Consider the following 17742-nt stretch of genomic DNA (forward strand, 5'->3'; position numbering starts at 1 on the left):
GGTTCCTCGCTTGATTTTCGCCGCGAAGCCCGTTGCTTAGGGCCATGGCCAAGCCCCTCACCATTACGGTCGCCGGCGCAGGCGCGCTGGGCCTCGCCACCGCCCTGGCCCTGGCCGATACGGGTGCGCGGGTGACGGTCTTCGATCCGGCCGGCGAGGCGCAGAACGCCTCCGGCGTCGCCGCCGGCATGCTGGCGCCGGCCTTCGAGGCGGCGCTCGACCCTGCCGCCGCGCCCCATTTCGACCTGCTGCTCGCCGCGAGGGACCTCTGGCCGGCCCTGGAGGCGCAGCTTGGGATCGTGCTGGACCGGTCCGGGGCCGTGGCGGTCGGTGAGACCGCCTTCCTGGCCCGCGCCCACGCGGGCCTGCGCAAGGCGGGACTGCACCCGGCCGAACTTTCCCGCGGCACCCTGGAAAGCCTCGCGCCTGGCCTCGACACATCATGGGCCGCGGGCCTGCTGACGCGGGAAGACTGGCGGCTGGAGGCGGCCGAGGCCCTTGCGGCCCTGCGCCGTGCGGCCTCGGCGGCGGGGGTGGAGTTCCGAGACGTCCCCGCAGCCGGCTTCGAAGGCGCCGACCGCCTGGTGATCGCCACCGGAGCCGCGCACGGCCTGGCGGTAGTGGCGCCGGAACTGGCCCACCTGGCGCCCATCAAGGGCCACATCCTGCGCATCGAGAGCCAGGCGCCCTACGAAGGCGTCGTGGTGCGCGGCGAGGGCGCCTATGTCACGCCTTCGACGGGCGGCTTCACGGTCGGCGCGACCATGCAGCCGGGCGTCGCCGATCCGCAGGTGGTGGAGGCCGAGGCGGCGCCCCTCAAAGCCGCCGGCGCCAAGCTCTTTCCAGCCTTGGCGAAGGCGCCGCACCAAGCCTTCGCAGGCGTGCGGGCGGCCACGCCCGACGGCCTGCCGATGGTCGGGCGCGGTCGCCATCCCGGCGTGCTGCTGGCGGTGGGCGCGCGGCGCAACGGCTGGCTGCTGGCGCCCCTCGTCGCGCGGGTGATCGCCGCTTGCGTGACGGAGGGGGAAGCTGGTCCTTTCGCCCAAAGGCTGGATCCGGCGCGGTTCGGCTGACCATCGAGGGAGGGCGGCTTGATCCCGTTCGGGTTCACCGAGGACCAGCAGGAGATCTTCGACGGCGTCAGCCGGCTCTGCGCCCGGTTCGACGCCGATTACTGGCGCCGCACCGACGAGACGGGCGAATTCCCGGAAGCCTTCGTCGCGGCCATGGCCGAGGGCGGCTGGCTGGGCACCGCCATGCCGGTCGAACTCGGCGGGGCGGGCCTCGGCCTCACCGAGGCGGCGCTGATGATGCAGGCGGTGGCCCAGTCCGGCGCAGGCTTCTCGGGCGGCAGCGCGATCCACCTGAACATCTTCGGGCCCATGCCCATCGCGAAGTTCGGCTCGGAGGAGCAGCGGCGGCGGCACATCCCCCGCATCATCTCCGGCCAGGACAAGATGTGCATCGGCATCACCGAGCCGGACGCCGGCCTCGACACCACCAGCCTGACCACGCGCGCCACCCGGACCAACGACGGCTATGTGCTGAACGGCCGCAAGACGTGGACGACCTCGGCCCAGCGCGCCAACAAGATGCTGATCATCGCCCGCACCACCCCGCGGGAAGAGGTCCAGAAGTCCACCCAAGGGCTGTCGCTGTTCTACATCGACTTCGACCGCACGAAGATCGAGGCCAAGCCGATCCCGAAGATGGGCCGCAAGGCGGTGGAGTCGAACCAGGTGTTCATCGACAACCTGGAGATCCCGGCCGACGCCCTGATCGGCGAGGAAGGGCGGGGCTTCTACTATCTGCTGGAGGGCCTGAACCCTGAGCGGGTGCTGTTCGCCGCCGAGGCCGTCGGCCTGGGGCGGGCGGCCCTGGCGCGGGCCAGCGCCTACGCCAGGGAGCGGGTGGTCTTCGGCCGTCCCATCGGCCAGAACCAGGGGGTGGCCCATCCCCTCGCCAAGGCCTGGGTGGAGCTGGAAGCGGCCAACCTGATGGCCTTCAAGGCCGCGGCCCTGTTCGACGCCGGCCGGGAATGCGGCGCGGAGGCCAACGCCGCCAAGTATCTTGGGGGCGAGGCCGGGTTTCACGCCTGCGAGGCGGCGGTCCTCGCCCACGGGGGCATGGGCTACGCCAAGGAATACGACGTGGAGCGCTACTTCCGCGAGGCGATGATCGCGCGTATCGCCCCGATCAGCCGCGAGATGGTCCTGAACTACATCGCCGAACGGGTGCTGGGCCTGCCGAAGTCATATTGACGCATTTGAGGGCGTTAGCCGGAATGCAACCCTGCCCGGGCCATGCTCCACCTTCGAACGGAGGGGGGAGGCGCCATGTCGGGGCCGGGAAAGAGGCCGCCTGCGACGCCGCCGGCCGAGGTGGCGGCGGTCTATACGCCGCTGGCGCGCGCTTATCTGGCGATCGTCGGCACCTACTACGCCATCGTCGCCGTCCTGCACCCGGCCTATCGCACGGGCCCGGAAATCTGGAGCCTGACAGCGACCGCGGGCATCGCCGCCGTCGTCTGCCTGGGGCTCGCCTGGCGCCTGCGACGGCCGGCGAATCTCGGCCTCCTGGAACTGGCGATCCTGACCGGGAACCTGTTCATCCTCTCCAATGTGCTGCTCGACCAGGCCTTGAGCTTCGAGGAGCACCAACTCCTCTACCAACTGCTGATGGCGCTCTGCTTCGCCACGGGCGGGCCGACGCGGCGCGTAGCCTATCCCAGCGTGGCCGTCGCCCTGGGCGCCTTCCTGGCCCTGGCGCCCGCCGCCTCGCCGATGCTGCGCGACAACGCCGGGTTCCTGGCGCTGGCGACGGGCTTCGTCGCCTTGGGGATATCCTATTTGATGCGCGGCGCGCTGCTGAGGGAGCTTCGCGCCCGGCTGGCCGCCGAAGCCTTGAACGACCAGCTCAAGGCCGAGCTCGACCGCAACGAGACGCTCCGCCGGACCGCCGACGAACTGGCGTTGCGGGAGCGGGCGGCCAACCGCACCAAGACCGAGTTCCTGGCCACCATCACCCATGAGCTGCGCACGCCGCTCAACGGCGTGCTGGGCATGGCCCAGGTGATGGCGCTGGACGATCTTCCCGACCATCAGCGCGAGCGCCTGGACGTGATCCGTGCGTCGGGCTCGGCCCTCCTGGCGACCATCAACGACGTGCTCGACATCGCCAATATCGAGACCGGGCGGCTGGCCCTGGCGCCGGCGGACTTCGACCTCGGCCGCCTGGTCGACGACCTGGGCTCGCTCTATGCAGCCCTCGCCGCCGAGAAGGACCTCGATTTCCGCATCTTCGTCGATCCCGCCGCCCGGGACTGGCGTAGCGGGGACGAGGTGCGGCTCCGCCAGGTGCTGTCCAACCTCCTGTCCAACGCGCTCAAGTTCACCGAGGAAGGCGCTGTTTCGGTCTATGTCCGTTGCGAGGGCGAGCGCGTGCGCTTCAGCGTGGCCGACACCGGCGTTGGCGTCCGGGCGGATCAGGCCGCCACCCTCTTCGAGGCCTTCGTCCAGGCCGACGGCGGCGCCACGCGGCGGTTCGGCGGCGTCGGGCTCGGCCTTTCGATCAGCCGCGAGCTGGTCGCCCTGATGGGCGGCGACATCGACTTCACCAGCGCCGCGGGTGAAGGCTCCTGCTTCACGTTCCAGGTCCCGCTGCCGCGGGCTCGGGGCGACCGGTCCGGTGAGCTCGGCGGGGCGATGGAGGACCTCTCACGGCTGCGGGTGCTGGCGGCCGACGACAACGAAACCAACCGGATCGTCGTCCGGACCTTGTTGGAAGGCGTAGGGGTTTCGGTGGACTGCGCGGTGGATGGCGACGCGGCGATAGCCGCCTGGGAGGTTGCGCCCTACGACCTGATCCTGATGGACATCCACATGCCGGGCCGCGACGGCGTGGCCGCCGCCGCCGAGATCCGCGCCCGCGAGCGCGCCGCCGGCCGGGCGCGCACCCCAATCATCGCCCTGACCGCCAGCGTGCTGCCGGGCGAGCAGGGGCGCTACGCCGCCGCGGGCATGGACGGCTGCATCCCCAAGCCCGTGGAGCTCGCCCGCCTCATCGAGGCGCTGCGGTCGCTTTCGGAAGCGCAACCGCAGGCGATCGCTCGGGCGGTCTGATCCTGCGGCGCCGCGCCGCGCCGGCTTATGGTTAGCGCGCCGTTAACCATGCGCGCCGGACTCTGGCGCCATGACCGTCAATGGAATCAGGGGAGTCGTCGAGGCCGCGATCCAGCGCGCTTCAAACGCCACGGGCGTCGACTTCGGTTTCCTGATGAAGACGGCGCACCGGGAGAGCGGCTACAATCCCAAGGCCAAGGCGCAGACCTCCTCGGCGGCCGGCCTCTTCCAGTTCGTGGAGCAGACCTGGCTCTCGACCCTCAAGCAGCACGGGGCCAAGTACGGCTATGCGCGCTATGCCGACCTGATCGCCAAGGGCGCGGACGGCCGCTACTACGTGCGCGGCGACGAGGCGCGCCAGACGGTGATGAACCTGCGCTTCGATCCCCACGCCGCCTCGCTGATGGCCGGCGAACTGACCGCGGGGCATGCGGCCTACCTGCAGGGTCGGGTCGGGCGTCCGCCGACGGCCGGCGAGCTCTACGCCGCCCATTTCCTCGGGCCGCAGGGCTCGGCCAAGCTGATTGAGGCCATGCAGACGCGGCCGGCCGCCAGCGCCGCCTCGCTGTTCCCGGACGCGGCCCGGGCCAATCGTTCGATCTTCTATCGCGAGGGCCGCCCGGCGACGGTGGCGGAGGTCTATGCGAACCTCACCCGCACCGGCGGCGCCTCGCGGCCTGTCGCGCCGTCGCCGGCCCAAACCCCTGCGCTCGAGGGCGGCTTCGTGCAGTACGCTTCGGCCCGCCAGCAGTCGCTCCAGCGCGATCAAGCCGCCCTGGTGGAGCTCATCCTCCGCGGCAGCCAGGCGACCGACGACGCCGGCGCCGGTCGCGCGACCGGCTCCATCTTCAGCAGCGAAATGCTGCGCGTTCTGGCCGAGGCGCGCGACAAGGCCGGTTAGGCGGCCGCGACCCCGCAGATCGCCTCGATCTCCTCGCGGGAATAGCCCAGCTCCGCCAGCACCTCTTCCGTGTGCTGCCCGAGCCCTGGGAAGGGCGGCCTCGAACTGCTGAGCGCGCCGGGGAACAGGGCGGGCGCGGCGGGCGAGCGATAGGCCCCACCTTGGCCGTCCTCCACCTCGACCCAGGCCCCGGCGGCGGCGGCCTGCGGGTCGGCGGCGACTTCGGCCGGGGTCTGCACCGGCGCCCAGACGAGATCGGCCTCGTCCAGCCGGCGGGCGATCTCTTCGAAGTCCATCTCGGCGAAGGCCGCGTCCAGTTCGGCCACCAGGGCCTTGTTGTTGTCCTTGCGCGCGCGACCGGTGGCGAACCGCTCGTCCTGGGGCAGGTCGGGCCGGCCGCAGGCGGCCGCCAGAGTCGGCCAGTCGCTGGCCCCGCCGCGGGGGTTGAGCACGAACCAGCGCTCGTCGCGGCTCTTGTAGAAATTGGCCAGCGGGTCGAACGGATCGCTGCGCGGCCGGTTGGAAACGAGCCGGCCGTAAGCCAGCTGCACGGCCAGGTCCGAGCCCACCACATAGGTCCCGGTCGCCAGCAGCGAGGTCTGAACGAAACGGCCCTGGCCGGTCCGTTCCCGCTCGTAGAGGGCCGCGAGGGTCGCCGAGACGGTGGCCAGCGAAGTCACGTGGTCGCCGACGCCGGTGCGCAGGATGAATGGGTCCTGGCCCTTGGGGGCGTGCATCCGCGCCACTCCCGCCCGCGACCAGAAGGCGGTGACGTCGAAGCCGGGCTTGTGGGCTTCCGGTCCGTCCAACCCGTAGCCGGTGATCAGGGTGTAGACGAGCCGTGGATTGGCGGCCCGCAGGGTTTCGTGGTCCAGGCCCGCGCGCTTCAGGGCCGCCGGCCGCACATTGGTGAGGAAGACGTCCGCATCCGCCGCCAGCCGCGCCAGCGCCTCGCGCCCCTCGGGCCGGGAGATGTCGAGCACCACGCTGCGCTTGCCGCGGTTGTCGAGGGCGAAGGTGGGGTTGCCGGTCAGCGCGCTCTTGGCGTCGCCGAAGACGTTGCGCATCGGATCGCCCTCGGGGCGCTCCACCTTGACGACCTCGGCGCCCCAGTCGGCGAGGATTCCGGCCGCGCCCGGCCCGGCGATATAGGTGGCGAACTCGACGACCTTCAGGCCCTTCAGCAGCACGGCGTCCTCCCAGACATCTGCCGGGCCATACTGGCGGGCCGCTCGGCCGGCCTCAAGGACGAACGGGCGTTTAAGCCACCCGGGCCGTGGTCTGCAGACGCTCGATCGCCACCGCGTCGGCCACGGCGCGGGCCACGGCGGCCACGCTGACCGGCTTGCGCAGCACCGCGTCGGCGCCGGCGTCCAGGCATTCGCCGGCTTCCTCGGCGTCGCCGCCGATCACCGCCACGATGGGCGTGCGGCCGGCGCGGCCCTCCAGGGCGCGCACGGCGGCGATGGCGGCCGGGCCGTCCAGGTTGGGCATGCGGCCGTCGATCATCAGGAGGTCGAATTCGCAAACCTTGGCCAGGTCCACCGCACGGCGCCCGTCGATGGCGTGGACCACCAGGTGCCCCAGCTGCTCGACCACGGCGCGCAACATGGCGGCGTTCAGGGTGTCGTCCTCGGCGATCAGCACCCGCAGGCCCTTGCGACCGGCGAGGGCCGGGGCGGCCTCGGGCGTGTCGGCTTCCTCGTCGCGCTCGGGCGACAGGGTCTCGTCATAGGGCAGTTCGAGGCGGAAGCAGGAGCCGACGCCGACGGCGCTGTGGGCGGCGAGCTCTCCGCCCATCAGCCGCGCCAGCCGCCGGGAGAGCGACAGGCCGAGGCCCGCGCCCGAGGTTCCGGCGCTGGTCCGCTCGATGCGGGCGAAGGGCTCGAAGGCGCGCGCCAGCTCCTCGGCCCCCAGGCCGGGTCCGGTGTCGGCGATCTCGATCGCCAGGGCGCCGGCGGGCGTGCGCTCGATCCGCACCTCGATCCGCCCGCGCACGGTGAACTTCAGGGCGTTGCCGAGCAGGTTGGCCAGGATCTGACGGGCTCGGTGTGCGTCGGCGATCGCCGCGCCGGCGGCTCGGCCGACCAGGTCGGCGTCGACGTGCAACGTGAGCTCCAGTCCCTTTGCCGCCGCGTTTGGCCGGTGCAGCAGCACAAGGTCGCGGGCCAGCGCCACGGCGTCGAAGGGGCGGGTCTCCACATCCAGGCGGCCGGCCTCGGCGGTCTCGGAATCGAGGGTGGTGTTCAGCACCGAAATCAGGTCGTTGGCGGCGTCGAGCGCGGCCGAGAGCTGTTCCCGCGAGGGGGCCGAGCGCCCGTTGCGTCCGGCCGCGGCGGCCAGCACGTGAGCGACGCCCGTCAGGCCGTTGCGGATCTCATGGCTCAGGGTGGCGACAAGGTCGGACTTCGACTGGGCGAGGCGGCGGGCCTCCTCCACCTTGCCGGCCCGCTCGGCGATGAGCTGCTCCCGCTCGGCGGCCAGGGCGAACTGGCGGCGCAGCACGCGGTTGAGGATCAGCGACAGCGCCATGGCCAGGGCCACCGCCCCCCAGGCCGGGTCGAACAGGTTGCGGCTCTCTGGATCGACGAAGAGCAGGAACAGCGGCCCGGCCGCGGCCGCGGAACCGACGATCAGCAGGCTCGGCAGCCAGGGCGAGGCGAAGAAGATGATCACGACCGCGGCGGCGACCGCCGTCAGCATCAGGGCCTCGCGCGCCGGCCCGGCGCCGTCGGCGAAGGCGGCGATCTGCGCGACCGCCCCGGACCACAAGAGGCCCGCGAAGATGTGGACCTTGCCACGCAGGGCGACGTTGGCGCGCGCCTCCGGCCGCTTCAGCCAGTTGACGACAGCATAGAACACCCCCCAGGCGCCGGCGAAGATGGCGAAGGAGGCGGTCATCCAGACCGCGTTGGGCGCGAAGGATCCGGCCCAGACATAGGCCGGCAGGCTGATCACGAAGACTGCGATGGCGTAGGGCAGGAGGGCTGTCTGGGCCTCCAGCGCCTGCTGGGCGGTCGACATCCCGCCGCGCGGCGCCTCGCCGGCGCGATACTCCGTCTCAACCCGCATGAAAGGCCCTTCAACTGACAGTCGCGAGAGTAGGGCCGTCAGGGTTGGCGAGGGGTTACGAGGCAGCGTTAATCCACAGGCGCATCGGCAACCGGTCATTAAGCCTAACCGTGCATGTTCACCTTGAGGGCCTGCCGGCCCGAATCCGGGGGTGTGAAGGCGCAAGATGGCGACGACGCGGGCGGCGCTCACCGAATACGATATCCGCACGCTGCTGAAGGGCGCGACCCCGGACGAGCGGGCCGCCGCCGCGCGCAAGGTCTGCCAGCGCATCGACCGCTCGAAGCTCTCGGACGAGGATCGCGAAAAGGCCCACGAAATCCTGCGCGTCATGGCCGAGGATGCGGTCGAGCTGGTGCGCAAGGCGCTGGCGGTCACCCTGAAGCACTCCACAGTGGTTCCGCGCGACGTGGCCCTTCGCCTGGCCCGCGACGTGGAGAGCGTCGCCCTGCCGTTCCTGGGCGCTTCCCCGGTCTTCACCGACGAGGACCTCTGCGAGATCGTCCGCCTGGGCGGGCCGGTGCGCCAGGTGGTGATCGCCAAGCGCCCCCGGGTCTCGCAGACCGTGACCCGCGCCATCGTCGAGCATGGCGTGGAGCGCGCGGTCGAGGCCGTCTGCGCCAACGACAACGCCGACTTCGCCGAACAGACCCTGCACAAGGTGGTCCAGCGTTTCGAGGCCTCGGAGCGGGTGCTGGCGGCGGTGGCCTATCGCAACGCCCTGCCGGTCTCGGTGACGGAGAAGCTGATCGGCCTGGTGGCCGACAGCGTGCGCGACCACCTGCTGAACACCCAGGCCGTCTCCCCCGAACTGGCCCTGGAGATCGCGCTCGGGGCGCGGGAGCGGGCGACCGTCGACCTGGTCGACCAGGCGGGGCTCGCCCAGGACATGAAGGCCTTCGTCGCCCATCTGGCCAAGCACGAGCGGCTGACAGCGTCCCTCCTGCTGCGCGGCCTGGCGCATGGCCACATCAGCTTCTTCGAATGGGGCCTGGCTGAGCTCGCCCAGGTGCCGCACCATCGCACCTGGCTGATGATCCATGACGCCGGCCCCCTCGGGCTGAAGGCGGTCTACGATCGGGCTGGCCTGCCGGCGCGGCTCTATCCGGCGTTCCGCGCCGGGGTGGACACCTATCACTCCATGGAGTTCGATGGCGGCGCGCGCGATCGGGAACGCTTCCAGGAACGGATGCTGCAGCGGTTCCTGACCCAGCCGAGCCCCGCCTCCCGGGACGACGTGGACTACCTGCTGGACAAGGTCGACCGCGTCTCGGCCACGATCCGCCGTTCGGCGCGGGTGGCGCAGGGCGCCTAGACCCGCAGGCGCCGTGGGGGAAGGCTTGCTTCGGCCCCGGCCGGCTCGCAAGCTGACGCCATGACCGACGAGATCAAGCCCGCCGCGACCATCCTGCTGCTGCGCGATGCGCCGCAGTTCGAAGTGCTGATGGTCAAGCGCCACCACCAGATCGACTTCGCCTCGGGCGCCCTGGTCTTTCCCGGCGGCAAGAGCCATGCGCGCGACCACGACCCGGCCTGGGCCGAGCACGCTCTGGGCTGGGCCGATTTTGATGTCGAGCAGCGCGCCTTGCGCATCGCCGCGATCCGAGAGGTTTTCGAGGAGGCCGGCATCCTGCTGGCCCGCCACCCGGGCGGCGCGATGTTCTCGGGCGGGGCCTGCAGCCTCGAGCTTCGCCAGTCGGTGGATGTGGGCGAGACGCCTTTCCTCGACGTGGTGCGGGATCTGGGCGTGCGCCTGGACCTGACCGCCCTCACGGTCTTCGCCCGCTGGATCACCCCGCCCCTGACGCCCAAGCGGTTCGACACCTGGTTCTACGCGGTCGAGGCGCCGGAGGATCAGCTGGCCGCCTGCGATGGGCGCGAGACCGTGGATGCGGAATGGATCCCGCCGGCGGAGGCCTTGCGGCTGGCGGAGGCGGGCGAGCGCAAGGTGATCTTCCCCACCCGCATGAACCTGCAGCTCCTGGCCGAAGCCGACAGCGCCGACGACTGCGTGGCGCGCGCGCGGGCGCGGACGCTGGTCACCGTACAGCCGCAGATTCAGGACAGGGCGGGCGGCAAGGTGCTGGTGCTGCCGCCGGACGCCGGCTACGGCGAGGTCGCCGAGCCTCTGGAACGGGTGATGTAGGGGGGATTCAGGCGGCCGCTTCGGCGACCCGACGCTCCAGTTCCTCGACCAGCACGCGGCCGACGGGATGGTCGTCGGTCTTGATCTCGTCGCGCACGGCGGCCTTGATCGCGTCGATATGGGCGTCGACCAGGGCGATCGAGACCGAAAGCCGCTTTTCCTTGTCGTCGATCAGCTTGCAGAGCGAGGCGCCGATGCGGGTGATGATCGGGAACTCGTAGGTGGTTCCCAGCCCCTTCAGGTCGTGGGCGCGCAGATAGAGGAACTCCATCGTCTCGGCGCTGACGCCCTCGTCGCGCACCCGCTGGCGCGCGCCTTCGAGCTTGGCGACTTCATCGCGGAGCCATTGCGAGAAGTTGCCCGAGAGGCTCTTCAGGGCCGCCTCGGCCTTGGCGATGGCCGCCGGGTCTATGGCCCCGAAACGCCCGCCGACCTTCAGGCGAAGGCTGTTCTGAGGCGGAATGACCTGACCGGAATTCTGGGTCACGACGGGACCTCCTGATGCGTCAGCAGAAAGGCTAGTCTTCATCCGTTAACAACGGATGGACCCTGCAAGTCACGGTTTTCAAACCGAAAACTGTTCCGCTAGCACGCGCTCTTCGAGGCTCCGCCCTGCGTCGAACAGCATGTAGAGCGAGATGTCGCGGCTTTCCGAGATGTGGACCTCGAGCACGTCGCGGACCTCGAAATTGTCCGCCACGGCGCTGACCGGCCGCTTGTCGGCCTCCAGCACTTCGATGGTCACCCGGGCGGTGTGGGGCAGGAGCGCCCCGCGCCAGCGGCGGGGCCGGAAGGCGCTGATCGGGGTCAGGGCCAGGACCTTGGCGTCCAGCGGAATGATCGGCCCGTGAGCGGAGAGGTTGTAGGCCGTCGAGCCGGCCGGGGTGGCTACCAGCGCGCCGTCGCAGGAGAGCTCGCCCAGCCGGACCTTGCCGTCGATGGAGATGCGCAGTTTCGCCGTCTGCCGCGTCTGGCGCAGCATCGAGACCTCGTTGATGGCGAGCGCCCGGTGCTGGCCGCGGCGGATGTCGATCGCCACCATCGACAGGGGATGGATGACGGCGCGTTCGGCGGCGTTGATCCGCTCCAGCAGCGCCTCCTCGCTGTACTCGTTCATCAGGAAGCCGACCGAGCCGCGATTCATGCCGTAGATCGGCTTGCCGCCCTGAAGGTTGGCGTGCAGCGTCTCGAGCATGAAGCCGTCCCCGCCCAGGGCGACGATCACCTGGGCCTCCTCCGGGGAGACCTCGCCATAGCGGGCGGCCAGCGCCGCCTTGGCCTCCTGGGCCTCCGGCCGCTCGCTGGCCGTGAAGGCGAGTCGCGTCACGAAGGGCTCGGGCTTGAACATCGCCGGCCACAAGCCAGCGAAACCGGGGCTGCGTCAACCAGCCTTGATCGCGTACCGGAAGGCGTTGGCCGCGTCTTCCGGCGCAAACCGGCCAAAGGCGTTCAGGGCCTGGCGGGCGCCGTCCGCCCCGCCGGCGGGGCGGCCGGCGTTCAGCTCGCGCACCAGTTCCAGGATGGTCGGAAAGACGCTGCGGTCGAGGCCCACCGCCGCGCAGGCGAGCGCCAGGACCTCCGGCTGGTCGGCGTCGACCGCCTGGCGGACCTGGCTCGCCTCCAGCCGCCCGAGCGTCGCCAGCCCGATCACGAACAGGGAGAGCTTCTGTTCGCGCAACGCCCGCAGCAGATAGCCCGGCCGGAGCTGACCTGCGGCGTTCAGCTTGGCGATCAGCAGGCGGTCCATGCCCTCGCGGTCGGCGGGCTTGGGGCGGACGGACCCGGGATCGGGCCGGTGGCCGGCATGAGCCTCCTTCACCGACTCGGCCAGCGCCGCGCCCAGCGCCTCCGGATCGAGCCGGAAGCGCTCGACGAGCTCCCCCCGCAGGGAGCGGCCGACCCAGACATAGAGCAGCTTGGCCAGATCGTCGGTGAGGGCGGGGTGGACCGCCAGGGGCGAGCGCAGCGTCTCGACATGCTCCGAGGCCCGCACCAGCGCATCCATCGCCGCCTCGTCGACCGCCGCGGAATGGTTGCCGGCCAGGGCGGTCATCACCGCCGGATCCTTCTGCTTCAGGATCTGCGCCACCACCGGCGCGCCGATGTTCGGCCGGCGCGCGACCTCGATCTGGTGTTCGATGGTCGCCTCGATCAGCAGCCGGACGAGGTCTTGGTCTTGCAGCGCCGGGCTGGCGGCGATCACCGGCCGGGCGATCTCGATGTCGTCCAGGGCCAGCACGTTGATCAGGGCCACCGAAGCCCAGGGCGCGCCGGCCAGCTTCTCGGCCAGCCGCCGCCGGATGTCGCGCTCGGCCTCTACGACCAGATTCATGAGGATGGAGTTCAGCAGCCCGCGCACGGCGGCCGCATTGGGGGCGTCCTCGTCGCCCATGCCGGCCCCGCAGAGATCGACCACCGCCATCAGCAGGCGTTCGCGGTCGGCCGGCGACCGGCTCTTGGCCAGGCCGAGGATCTGTTCGGTCTTCGCGACCACGCTCACGGCCCGGATTCTCCGCCCGCCTGAATAGCCCGGATCGAATCTCGCCGCAGCAGATGAAAACATGGTTACAAGGCGCTCGGCGCCCGCGAGCGCCCGAAGCGGACGAGGGGAGACGATGGCCGAACCGCTGATCCTGGCCCTGGACCAGGGAACCACCTCCACGCGCGCAATCCTGTTCGATGCGGCGGGGCGCGCTGTTTCCGAAGCCGCCCGGCCGCTCACCCAGCACTATCCGGAAGACGGCTGGGTAGAGCACGACGCCGAGGAAATCTTCGAGGCGTCCGTCGCCGTGATGCGCGAGGCCCTGGAGCGCGCGGGGCGGACGGCCGGCGAGGTGGCGGCGATCGGCATCACCAACCAGCGCGAGACGGTGGTGGTCTGGGACCGGGCCAGCGGCAAGCCGATCCATCGCGCCATCGTCTGGCAGGACCGGCGCACGGCCGCCACCTGCGAGCGGCTGCGGGCGGCCGGATCGGAGCCGCGGGTGACGGAGATCACCGGCCTGCTGCTCGATCCTTACTTCTCAGGGACCAAGATCGCCTGGCTGCTGGGGGAGGTGGAGGGCGCCCGCGCCGCAGCCCAAGCTGGCGAGCTCATGGTCGGGACCATCGACGCTTGGCTTATCTGGAAGCTCTCCGGCGGCGCGCGGCACGTAACCGACGCCACCAACGCCTCTCGCACCCTGCTGTTCGACATCAAGACCGGCGCCTGGTCGCCGGAGATGCTGGACCTCTTCGACATCCCCGCCGGCGTCCTACCGACGGTCTGCGACTGCGCGCACGATTTCGGCGAAACCCTGCCGGAACTGCTGGGGGCGCCGGTTCCGATCCGCGGCGTGGCCGGCGACCAGCAGGCGGCGCTGATGGGACAGGGCTGCGTCCGGGCGGGCGAGATGAAGGCCACCTACGGCACCGGCTGCTTCATGCTGGTCAATACCGGCGAACACCTGGCGCCGTCGCGCTCGCGGCTGCTCACCACCGTCGCCGCCCGGCTCGGCGGGCGCACCACCTATGCGCTGGAAGGCTCGATCTTCATCGCCGGTGCGGCCCTGCAGTGGGTGAACGAGGGCTTCGGCGTCGAAGGCGGCGGCGCGGGCGCGGAGCGCCTGGCCCAGACCGCGCGACCCGATCACGGGGTGGTGCTGGTGCCGGCCTTCACCGGCCTCGGCGCGCCGTGGTGGGACGCCGGCGCCCGGGGCGCCGTCTTCGGCCTGACGCGGGACTCAGGGCTGGCGGAGATCGCGCGGGCGGCCTTCGACTCCTGTGCGCTGCAGACCCGGGACCTGATCGAGGCGATGCGCGCGGACGCGCCGGGCGCCTTCGGCAAGGCCACGGAGCTTCGGATCGACGGCGGCATGAGCCGCTCGGCCTGGTTCGCCCAGCGGCTCGCGGACCTGACCGGCGTGGCTGTCGGGAGGGCGAGCTATCAGGAGACCACGGCGCTGGGCGCGGCGCTGTTCGCCGGGCTCGGGGCCGGCGTCTATCCCGACGTCGAGGCGGCCGTGGCGGCGCGACCCTCGACCGAGCGACTGGAGCCGCAGCTCGACGGCCATGGGCGCGAAGCGGCCTACGCCCGCTGGCTGGACGCCGTCGCCCGGGTCCGCACGCGGATGTGATCGGAAGGGCGTAGGCGAATTTCCCGGCATTGCGGATTAGGCGCGGCGCCAGCCGTGTCTGCCCACCGATGCCCAACGACGACCGCTTCGATCCGCTCGCCCACCTACCGGTGCTTCGCCGATACGCTCGCGCGCTGACGCGCGACGCGGCTGCGGCCGACGACCTCGTCCAGGACGCCCTGGTGCGCGCCTACGACAAGCGCCACACCTTCCGGGGCGGCCGGCTGGGCGGCTGGCTGCTTTCCATCGTCTATTCGACCTTCCTGAACAACCGCCGCAGCCGGCTGGCCGAACAGGCGCGGGCTGAGCGCCTGGCGGAGGTTTCGCCGCAGTCGGCGGAGCCGGCCCAGGAGCACGCGGTGCGGCTGGCCCAGATCCAGACGGCTTTTCTCGAACTGCCCGAGGACCAGCGTGCGGCCCTGCACCTCGTGGCGGTCGAAGGGCTCGCCTACGCAGACGCCGCGGCGGTGATGAACGTACCCCTTGGGACCCTCATGTCGCGGCTGGCGCGGGCGCGCGCGACCCTTCGCCGGGTCGAGGCGGTGCGCGGGGAGGCTGCATCCGGAACGCGCCTGCGGGTGGTGGGAGGAAACGATGACTGACGCCGACGCCGTGACCGCCTTCGACCTGGAAGCCTTCGTGGACGGGCAGCTGGACGCCCAGCGCCGGTTCGAGGTCGAGGATTACCTGGCGCGCAATCCCGACGCCGCCGCACGGGTGATGGCCGACCTGCGCTCGCGCGAGGCGGTGCGGCTGCTGGCTGCGGCGCCCGCCGGCCCCCCGCCGTCCGTCCAGCTCGAGGCCGTCGGGCGGCTGGAACGCGGGCTTCGGCGTGCAGACCGGGCGCGCAAGGCCGGGCGCATCGCGGCCCTGGCTGCGCTGGTGGTGCTGGGCGGGGCCGTCGGCCGACTGGCCGCGCCGGGGCCGCTGAAGCCCGACGTCGCCTCGGAGTTCGTGGCCGAGGCCGTGGCCGCCCATCGCACGGCCCGGATCCGGGCGGCCATGGGGTCGCAGCCGGAGGCCGTCTACTACAATCCGGCCGAAATCCGCTCGGCCACCCGCATCGACCTGCCGCGCCTGCCGGACGCCTGGCAGGTCACCGACGTGCAGGTCTTCCCCTCCGACGACGGGCCGACAGTGGTGATCGCCCTGGCCGCCCAGGAACTCGGGGCCATCAGCCTTTTCGCCGCTCCGGCGCCCGAGTTCGCCGAAACTCATCCCCGCACCGTCGAGGCGGAGGGGCGCGCCGTCTCGTACTGGCAGGTGGGGCGCCAGGCCTACGCCCTGACCGGGCGCAGCGATCCTTCGGCGCTCGAGGCCGCCGCCGCGCGGCTGTCACGCGCCATGCGCGAGCGCCCCGCCGAGGACCGGATCATCGCGATCCGGGTGCAGGAGACCGCCCACCCATGAGTCACCCACCGGCGGAGCCGGCGGCTATCGACGAGCCTCGTCGGCCGGCTTCGCCGCCGCGCCTCCGCCGTCCGCATCCGGCGGAGGCGCGGGTCTTTTCCAGTCTTCGCATTCCCTAGGAGTCTTCGATGCCGTTGCCTGCAGGGGCGCCCGCGCCCTGGTTCAAGGCGCCCACGCACAGCCGTCCGGATTACGCCTTCTCCAGCCTCGGCGGCCGCTATGTGCTCCTGGCCTTTCTGCCGGCCGACGGCGCCGAGGCCGATCGGGCGGTCGCCTGCCTGGAAGCGCACAAGGACCTTTTCGACGATCTGCGCCGGGTGGCGTTCGGCGTGGTGCGCGACCCGGAGCGCTTCGCCAGGCTTCGCGAACAGGCGCCTGGCCGGCGCTGGTTCTTCGATCCGGACGGCGAGATCTCGCGGATGTTCGAGCTTCTGGACGAGGCCGGCGCCACGGTCGCCCAATGGGTCCTGATCGATCCGATGCTGCGCATCCTCTATTCGGCGTCCTTCGCCGACACCGACCGGGTGTTCCAGGACCTGGCGGCGCGCGGCGATCCCGAGGCGCACGCCGGCGCGCCGCTGCACGCCCCAGTGCTGATCGTGCCCAGGATATTCGAACCGGCGATCTGCCAGCGCCTGATCGACCATTACGAGGCCGACGGCGGGCGAGTCTCCGGCGTGATGCGCGAAGTCGACGGCAGGACCGTGCCTGTCGTGGACGACTTCAAGAAGCGCCGCGACGCCGACATCCTCGACGAGGCGTTCCGCAACGAGCTGCGGACCCGCATCCGCGTGCGCCTGCTGCCCCAGATCGAGAGGGCCTTCCAGTTCAAGGTCACCCGGATGGAGCGCTACATCGTGGCCCGCTACGCCGCGGAGGAGGGCGGCTACTTCCGCGCCCACCGCGACAACACCACCAAGGGCACGGCCCACCGCAAGTTCGCCTGTTCGATCAATCTCAACGCCGAGGCGTTCGAAGGCGGCGACCTGCGGTTCCCGGAGTTCGGCTCGCGCACCTACCGGCCGCCGACCGGGGGGCGGTGATCTTCTCCTGCTCGCTCCTGCACGAGGCCACGCCGGTGACGCGCGGCGTGCGCTACGCCTTCCTGCCGTTCTTCTACGACGACGAAGGCGCGAAGGTGCGTGAAACCAACGCCCAGTTCCTGACGCCCGCCCCGGAGGCGCAGAAAACGCCCGAGCCGGTCGTCGAAGCCGAGTGAGGGTCAGGCCGGGACCGGCCGCGGGCGCCCGCGGAGGGCAAGGCCCGCCAGGCCGAAGCCGGCGATCATCAGCATCCAGGCCTGGGGTTCGGGCACGGCGGTGAAGAATCCGCGGATCTCCCCGGCCGGGAACTGCTGGGTGTGGATGTTCAGATAGGCCTGCCCGCCATTGAGGGCGGCCACAAGCGCGTCGCGCGCGCCGGCGGCCGTTCCGCCGTTGGCGGTCACGAAGGCCGGGTTGTAGCTTCCCGTCGACAGGAGATCGAAGGTGTTGGAATAGCCGCCTGCCGTGACCCCGGCGGGAAAGCCGACGAAGGTCGGGAGCTGGGTCATGACGCCGGCCGTTCCGGTGTGGGGCGCCGCGGTAGGCCCGTGGATGTGGGCGATCGTGGTGTCGGAGAGAAGCCCGGAGAAGCTGACCTCCAGGAACAGCGTATCGGGATCGACCAGGGTGACCTTCGCCCAGCCCGTCCCGGGGCTGGCGTTGGGCGGGTCTTCGGCCGAGCCGGACAGGCTGGCGACGAACACGGTGGCGGCCTGCGCCGCGCCGGCAAGGGAAAGCGTCGCGGCGGCGATTGCGGCCGCAAGCAAGGACCTGAGCATTCCGACCTCCATCTATTCGGTTGTACGCAGACGAAAGAAGTAATCCCGGTCGATGCCCCCTTGGTCGGCCGAAACAGAAGAACAAGCTCTGCTTTACTGGGGGAATTTACCATTCGTGACCTTGCGCCGCCCCCCGGCGAAGTCAAGCGCGCGAT

At 71.2% G+C, this 17742-nt stretch carries 17 protein-coding genes; 11 read left to right on the forward strand and 6 right to left on the reverse strand.

What is annotated here, in order from left to right; genetic code table 11:
- The first annotated feature begins 44 nt into the window (after positions 1–44).
- The 4 genes from ACK41C_RS13120 (at position 45) to ACK41C_RS13135 (ending at position 5022) form a co-directional block, all read left to right on the forward strand.
- Complete coding sequence (locus tag ACK41C_RS13120; protein WP_409655026.1) at positions 45–1073, forward strand: NAD(P)/FAD-dependent oxidoreductase; 1029 nt, start codon at positions 45–47, stop codon at positions 1071–1073.
- Positions 1074–1091: 18 nt separating this feature from the next.
- Positions 1092–2261, forward strand: coding sequence for an acyl-CoA dehydrogenase family protein (locus ACK41C_RS13125; RefSeq protein ID WP_409655029.1), 1170 nt, complete (start codon positions 1092–1094; stop codon positions 2259–2261).
- Between the two features lie 75 nt (positions 2262–2336).
- A complete protein-coding gene (locus tag ACK41C_RS13130; RefSeq protein ID WP_409655031.1) occupies positions 2337–4121 on the forward strand; it encodes an ATP-binding protein in 1785 nt (594 codons plus the stop codon).
- 70 nt (positions 4122–4191) lie between these two features.
- On the forward strand, positions 4192–5022 hold the full coding sequence (locus ACK41C_RS13135; protein WP_409655033.1) for a transglycosylase SLT domain-containing protein: 831 nt from the start codon (positions 4192–4194) through the stop codon (positions 5020–5022).
- Here the strand turns inward: ACK41C_RS13135 and ACK41C_RS13140 are convergent.
- The gene (locus tag ACK41C_RS13140; RefSeq protein WP_409655036.1) at positions 5019–6212 is read right to left on the reverse strand and encodes a CaiB/BaiF CoA transferase family protein; all 1194 of its coding nucleotides are present in this window, start codon (positions 6210–6212) and stop codon (positions 5019–5021) included. The two genes, ACK41C_RS13135 and ACK41C_RS13140, sit on opposite strands and share 4 nt — an antisense overlap.
- Before the next feature lie 70 nt (positions 6213–6282).
- On the reverse strand, positions 6283–8094 hold the full coding sequence (locus tag ACK41C_RS13145) for a hybrid sensor histidine kinase/response regulator (protein WP_409655039.1): 1812 nt from the start codon (positions 8092–8094) through the stop codon (positions 6283–6285).
- A gap of 166 nt (positions 8095–8260) precedes the next feature.
- Here ACK41C_RS13145 and ACK41C_RS13150 point away from each other — a divergent pair, with 166 nt between their 5' ends.
- Together ACK41C_RS13150 and ACK41C_RS13155 are read left to right on the forward strand one after the other, a co-directional pair.
- Positions 8261–9409, forward strand: a complete 1149-nt coding sequence (locus tag ACK41C_RS13150) for a DUF2336 domain-containing protein (RefSeq protein WP_409655042.1) — start codon at positions 8261–8263, stop codon at positions 9407–9409.
- A gap of 60 nt (positions 9410–9469) precedes the next feature.
- The gene (locus ACK41C_RS13155) at positions 9470–10240 is read left to right on the forward strand and encodes an NUDIX hydrolase (protein ID WP_409655045.1); all 771 of its coding nucleotides are present in this window, start codon (positions 9470–9472) and stop codon (positions 10238–10240) included.
- Between the two features lie 7 nt (positions 10241–10247).
- Here ACK41C_RS13155 and ACK41C_RS13160 read toward each other — a convergent pair whose 3' ends face one another.
- Genes ACK41C_RS13160 through ACK41C_RS13170 form a run of 3 tightly spaced genes read right to left on the reverse strand, consistent with a single transcriptional unit; the run spans position 10248 to position 12740 of the window.
- Positions 10248–10769 (reverse strand): Hpt domain-containing protein, encoded by a 522-nt coding sequence (locus ACK41C_RS13160; protein WP_409655048.1) that lies wholly within the window; start codon positions 10767–10769, stop codon positions 10248–10250.
- A gap of 36 nt (positions 10770–10805) precedes the next feature.
- Positions 10806–11588, reverse strand: coding sequence for an NAD kinase (locus ACK41C_RS13165; protein WP_409655050.1), 783 nt, complete (start codon positions 11586–11588; stop codon positions 10806–10808).
- Between the two features lie 33 nt (positions 11589–11621).
- Entirely contained in the window at positions 11622–12740 is a 1119-nt protein-coding gene (locus tag ACK41C_RS13170) for a DUF2336 domain-containing protein (RefSeq protein ID WP_409655052.1), read from the reverse strand.
- Positions 12741–12855: 115 nt separating this feature from the next.
- On the opposite strand from ACK41C_RS13170, the gene glpK reads away from it, so the two are divergent.
- From glpK to ACK41C_RS13195, 5 genes are all read left to right on the forward strand, one after another.
- Positions 12856–14355 carry a glycerol kinase GlpK gene (gene glpK, locus ACK41C_RS13175; RefSeq protein WP_409655055.1) on the forward strand — a complete coding sequence of 500 codons (1500 nt, stop codon included), beginning with the start codon at positions 12856–12858 and terminating at the stop codon, positions 14353–14355.
- A 68-nt stretch (positions 14356–14423) separates the two neighbouring features.
- Positions 14424–14957, forward strand: a complete 534-nt coding sequence (locus ACK41C_RS13180; RefSeq protein WP_409655057.1) for a sigma-70 family RNA polymerase sigma factor — start codon at positions 14424–14426, stop codon at positions 14955–14957.
- Complete coding sequence (locus ACK41C_RS13185) at positions 14950–15765, forward strand: anti-sigma factor family protein (RefSeq protein WP_409655060.1); 816 nt, start codon at positions 14950–14952, stop codon at positions 15763–15765. The genes ACK41C_RS13180 and ACK41C_RS13185 overlap by 8 nt, the downstream gene beginning before the upstream one ends.
- 128 nt (positions 15766–15893) lie before the next feature.
- The gene (locus ACK41C_RS13190; protein WP_409655062.1) at positions 15894–16808 is read left to right on the forward strand and encodes a 2OG-Fe(II) oxygenase; all 915 of its coding nucleotides are present in this window, start codon (positions 15894–15896) and stop codon (positions 16806–16808) included.
- Positions 16805–16984: a hypothetical protein gene (locus ACK41C_RS13195; protein ID WP_409655064.1), complete on the forward strand. Its 180-nt coding sequence runs from the start codon at positions 16805–16807 to the stop codon at positions 16982–16984. Before ACK41C_RS13190 ends, ACK41C_RS13195 begins: the two co-directional genes overlap by 4 nt.
- Before the next feature lie 3 nt (positions 16985–16987).
- Here the strand turns inward: ACK41C_RS13195 and ACK41C_RS13200 are convergent, their stop codons facing one another.
- Positions 16988–17587, reverse strand: coding sequence for a CHRD domain-containing protein (locus ACK41C_RS13200; RefSeq protein WP_409655067.1), 600 nt, complete (start codon positions 17585–17587; stop codon positions 16988–16990).
- Positions 17588–17742: the final 155 nt, after the last annotated feature.

It is taken from the genome of Phenylobacterium sp. (genome assembly GCF_046290725.1).
GTDB lineage: Bacteria > Pseudomonadota > Alphaproteobacteria > Caulobacterales > Caulobacteraceae > Phenylobacterium.

Bases quoted from the DNA above. Each gene is read 5' to 3' on its own strand.
- ACK41C_RS13120 (WP_409655026.1), top strand. From the start codon at position 45: ATGGCCAAGCCCCTCACCATTACGGTCGCCGGCGCAGGCGCGCTGGGC.
- ACK41C_RS13130 (WP_409655031.1), top strand. From the start codon at position 2,337: ATGTCGGGGCCGGGAAAGAGGCCGCCTGCGACGCCGCCGGCCGAGGTG.
- ACK41C_RS13135 (WP_409655033.1), top strand. From the start codon at position 4,192: ATGACCGTCAATGGAATCAGGGGAGTCGTCGAGGCCGCGATCCAGCGC.
- ACK41C_RS13145 (WP_409655039.1), bottom strand. From the start codon at position 8,094: ATGCGGGTTGAGACGGAGTATCGCGCCGGCGAGGCGCCGCGCGGCGGG.
- ACK41C_RS13150 (WP_409655042.1), top strand. From the start codon at position 8,261: ATGGCGACGACGCGGGCGGCGCTCACCGAATACGATATCCGCACGCTG.
- ACK41C_RS13155 (WP_409655045.1), top strand. From the start codon at position 9,470: ATGACCGACGAGATCAAGCCCGCCGCGACCATCCTGCTGCTGCGCGAT.
- ACK41C_RS13160 (WP_409655048.1), bottom strand. From the start codon at position 10,769: ATGAAGACTAGCCTTTCTGCTGACGCATCAGGAGGTCCCGTCGTGACC.
- ACK41C_RS13165 (WP_409655050.1), bottom strand. From the start codon at position 11,588: ATGTTCAAGCCCGAGCCCTTCGTGACGCGACTCGCCTTCACGGCCAGC.
- glpK (WP_409655055.1), top strand. From the start codon at position 12,856: ATGGCCGAACCGCTGATCCTGGCCCTGGACCAGGGAACCACCTCCACG.
- ACK41C_RS13180 (WP_409655057.1), top strand. From the start codon at position 14,424: ATGCCCAACGACGACCGCTTCGATCCGCTCGCCCACCTACCGGTGCTT.
- ACK41C_RS13185 (WP_409655060.1), top strand. From the start codon at position 14,950: ATGACTGACGCCGACGCCGTGACCGCCTTCGACCTGGAAGCCTTCGTG.
- ACK41C_RS13190 (WP_409655062.1), top strand. From the start codon at position 15,894: ATGCCGTTGCCTGCAGGGGCGCCCGCGCCCTGGTTCAAGGCGCCCACG.
- ACK41C_RS13200 (WP_409655067.1), bottom strand. From the start codon at position 17,587: ATGCTCAGGTCCTTGCTTGCGGCCGCAATCGCCGCCGCGACGCTTTCC.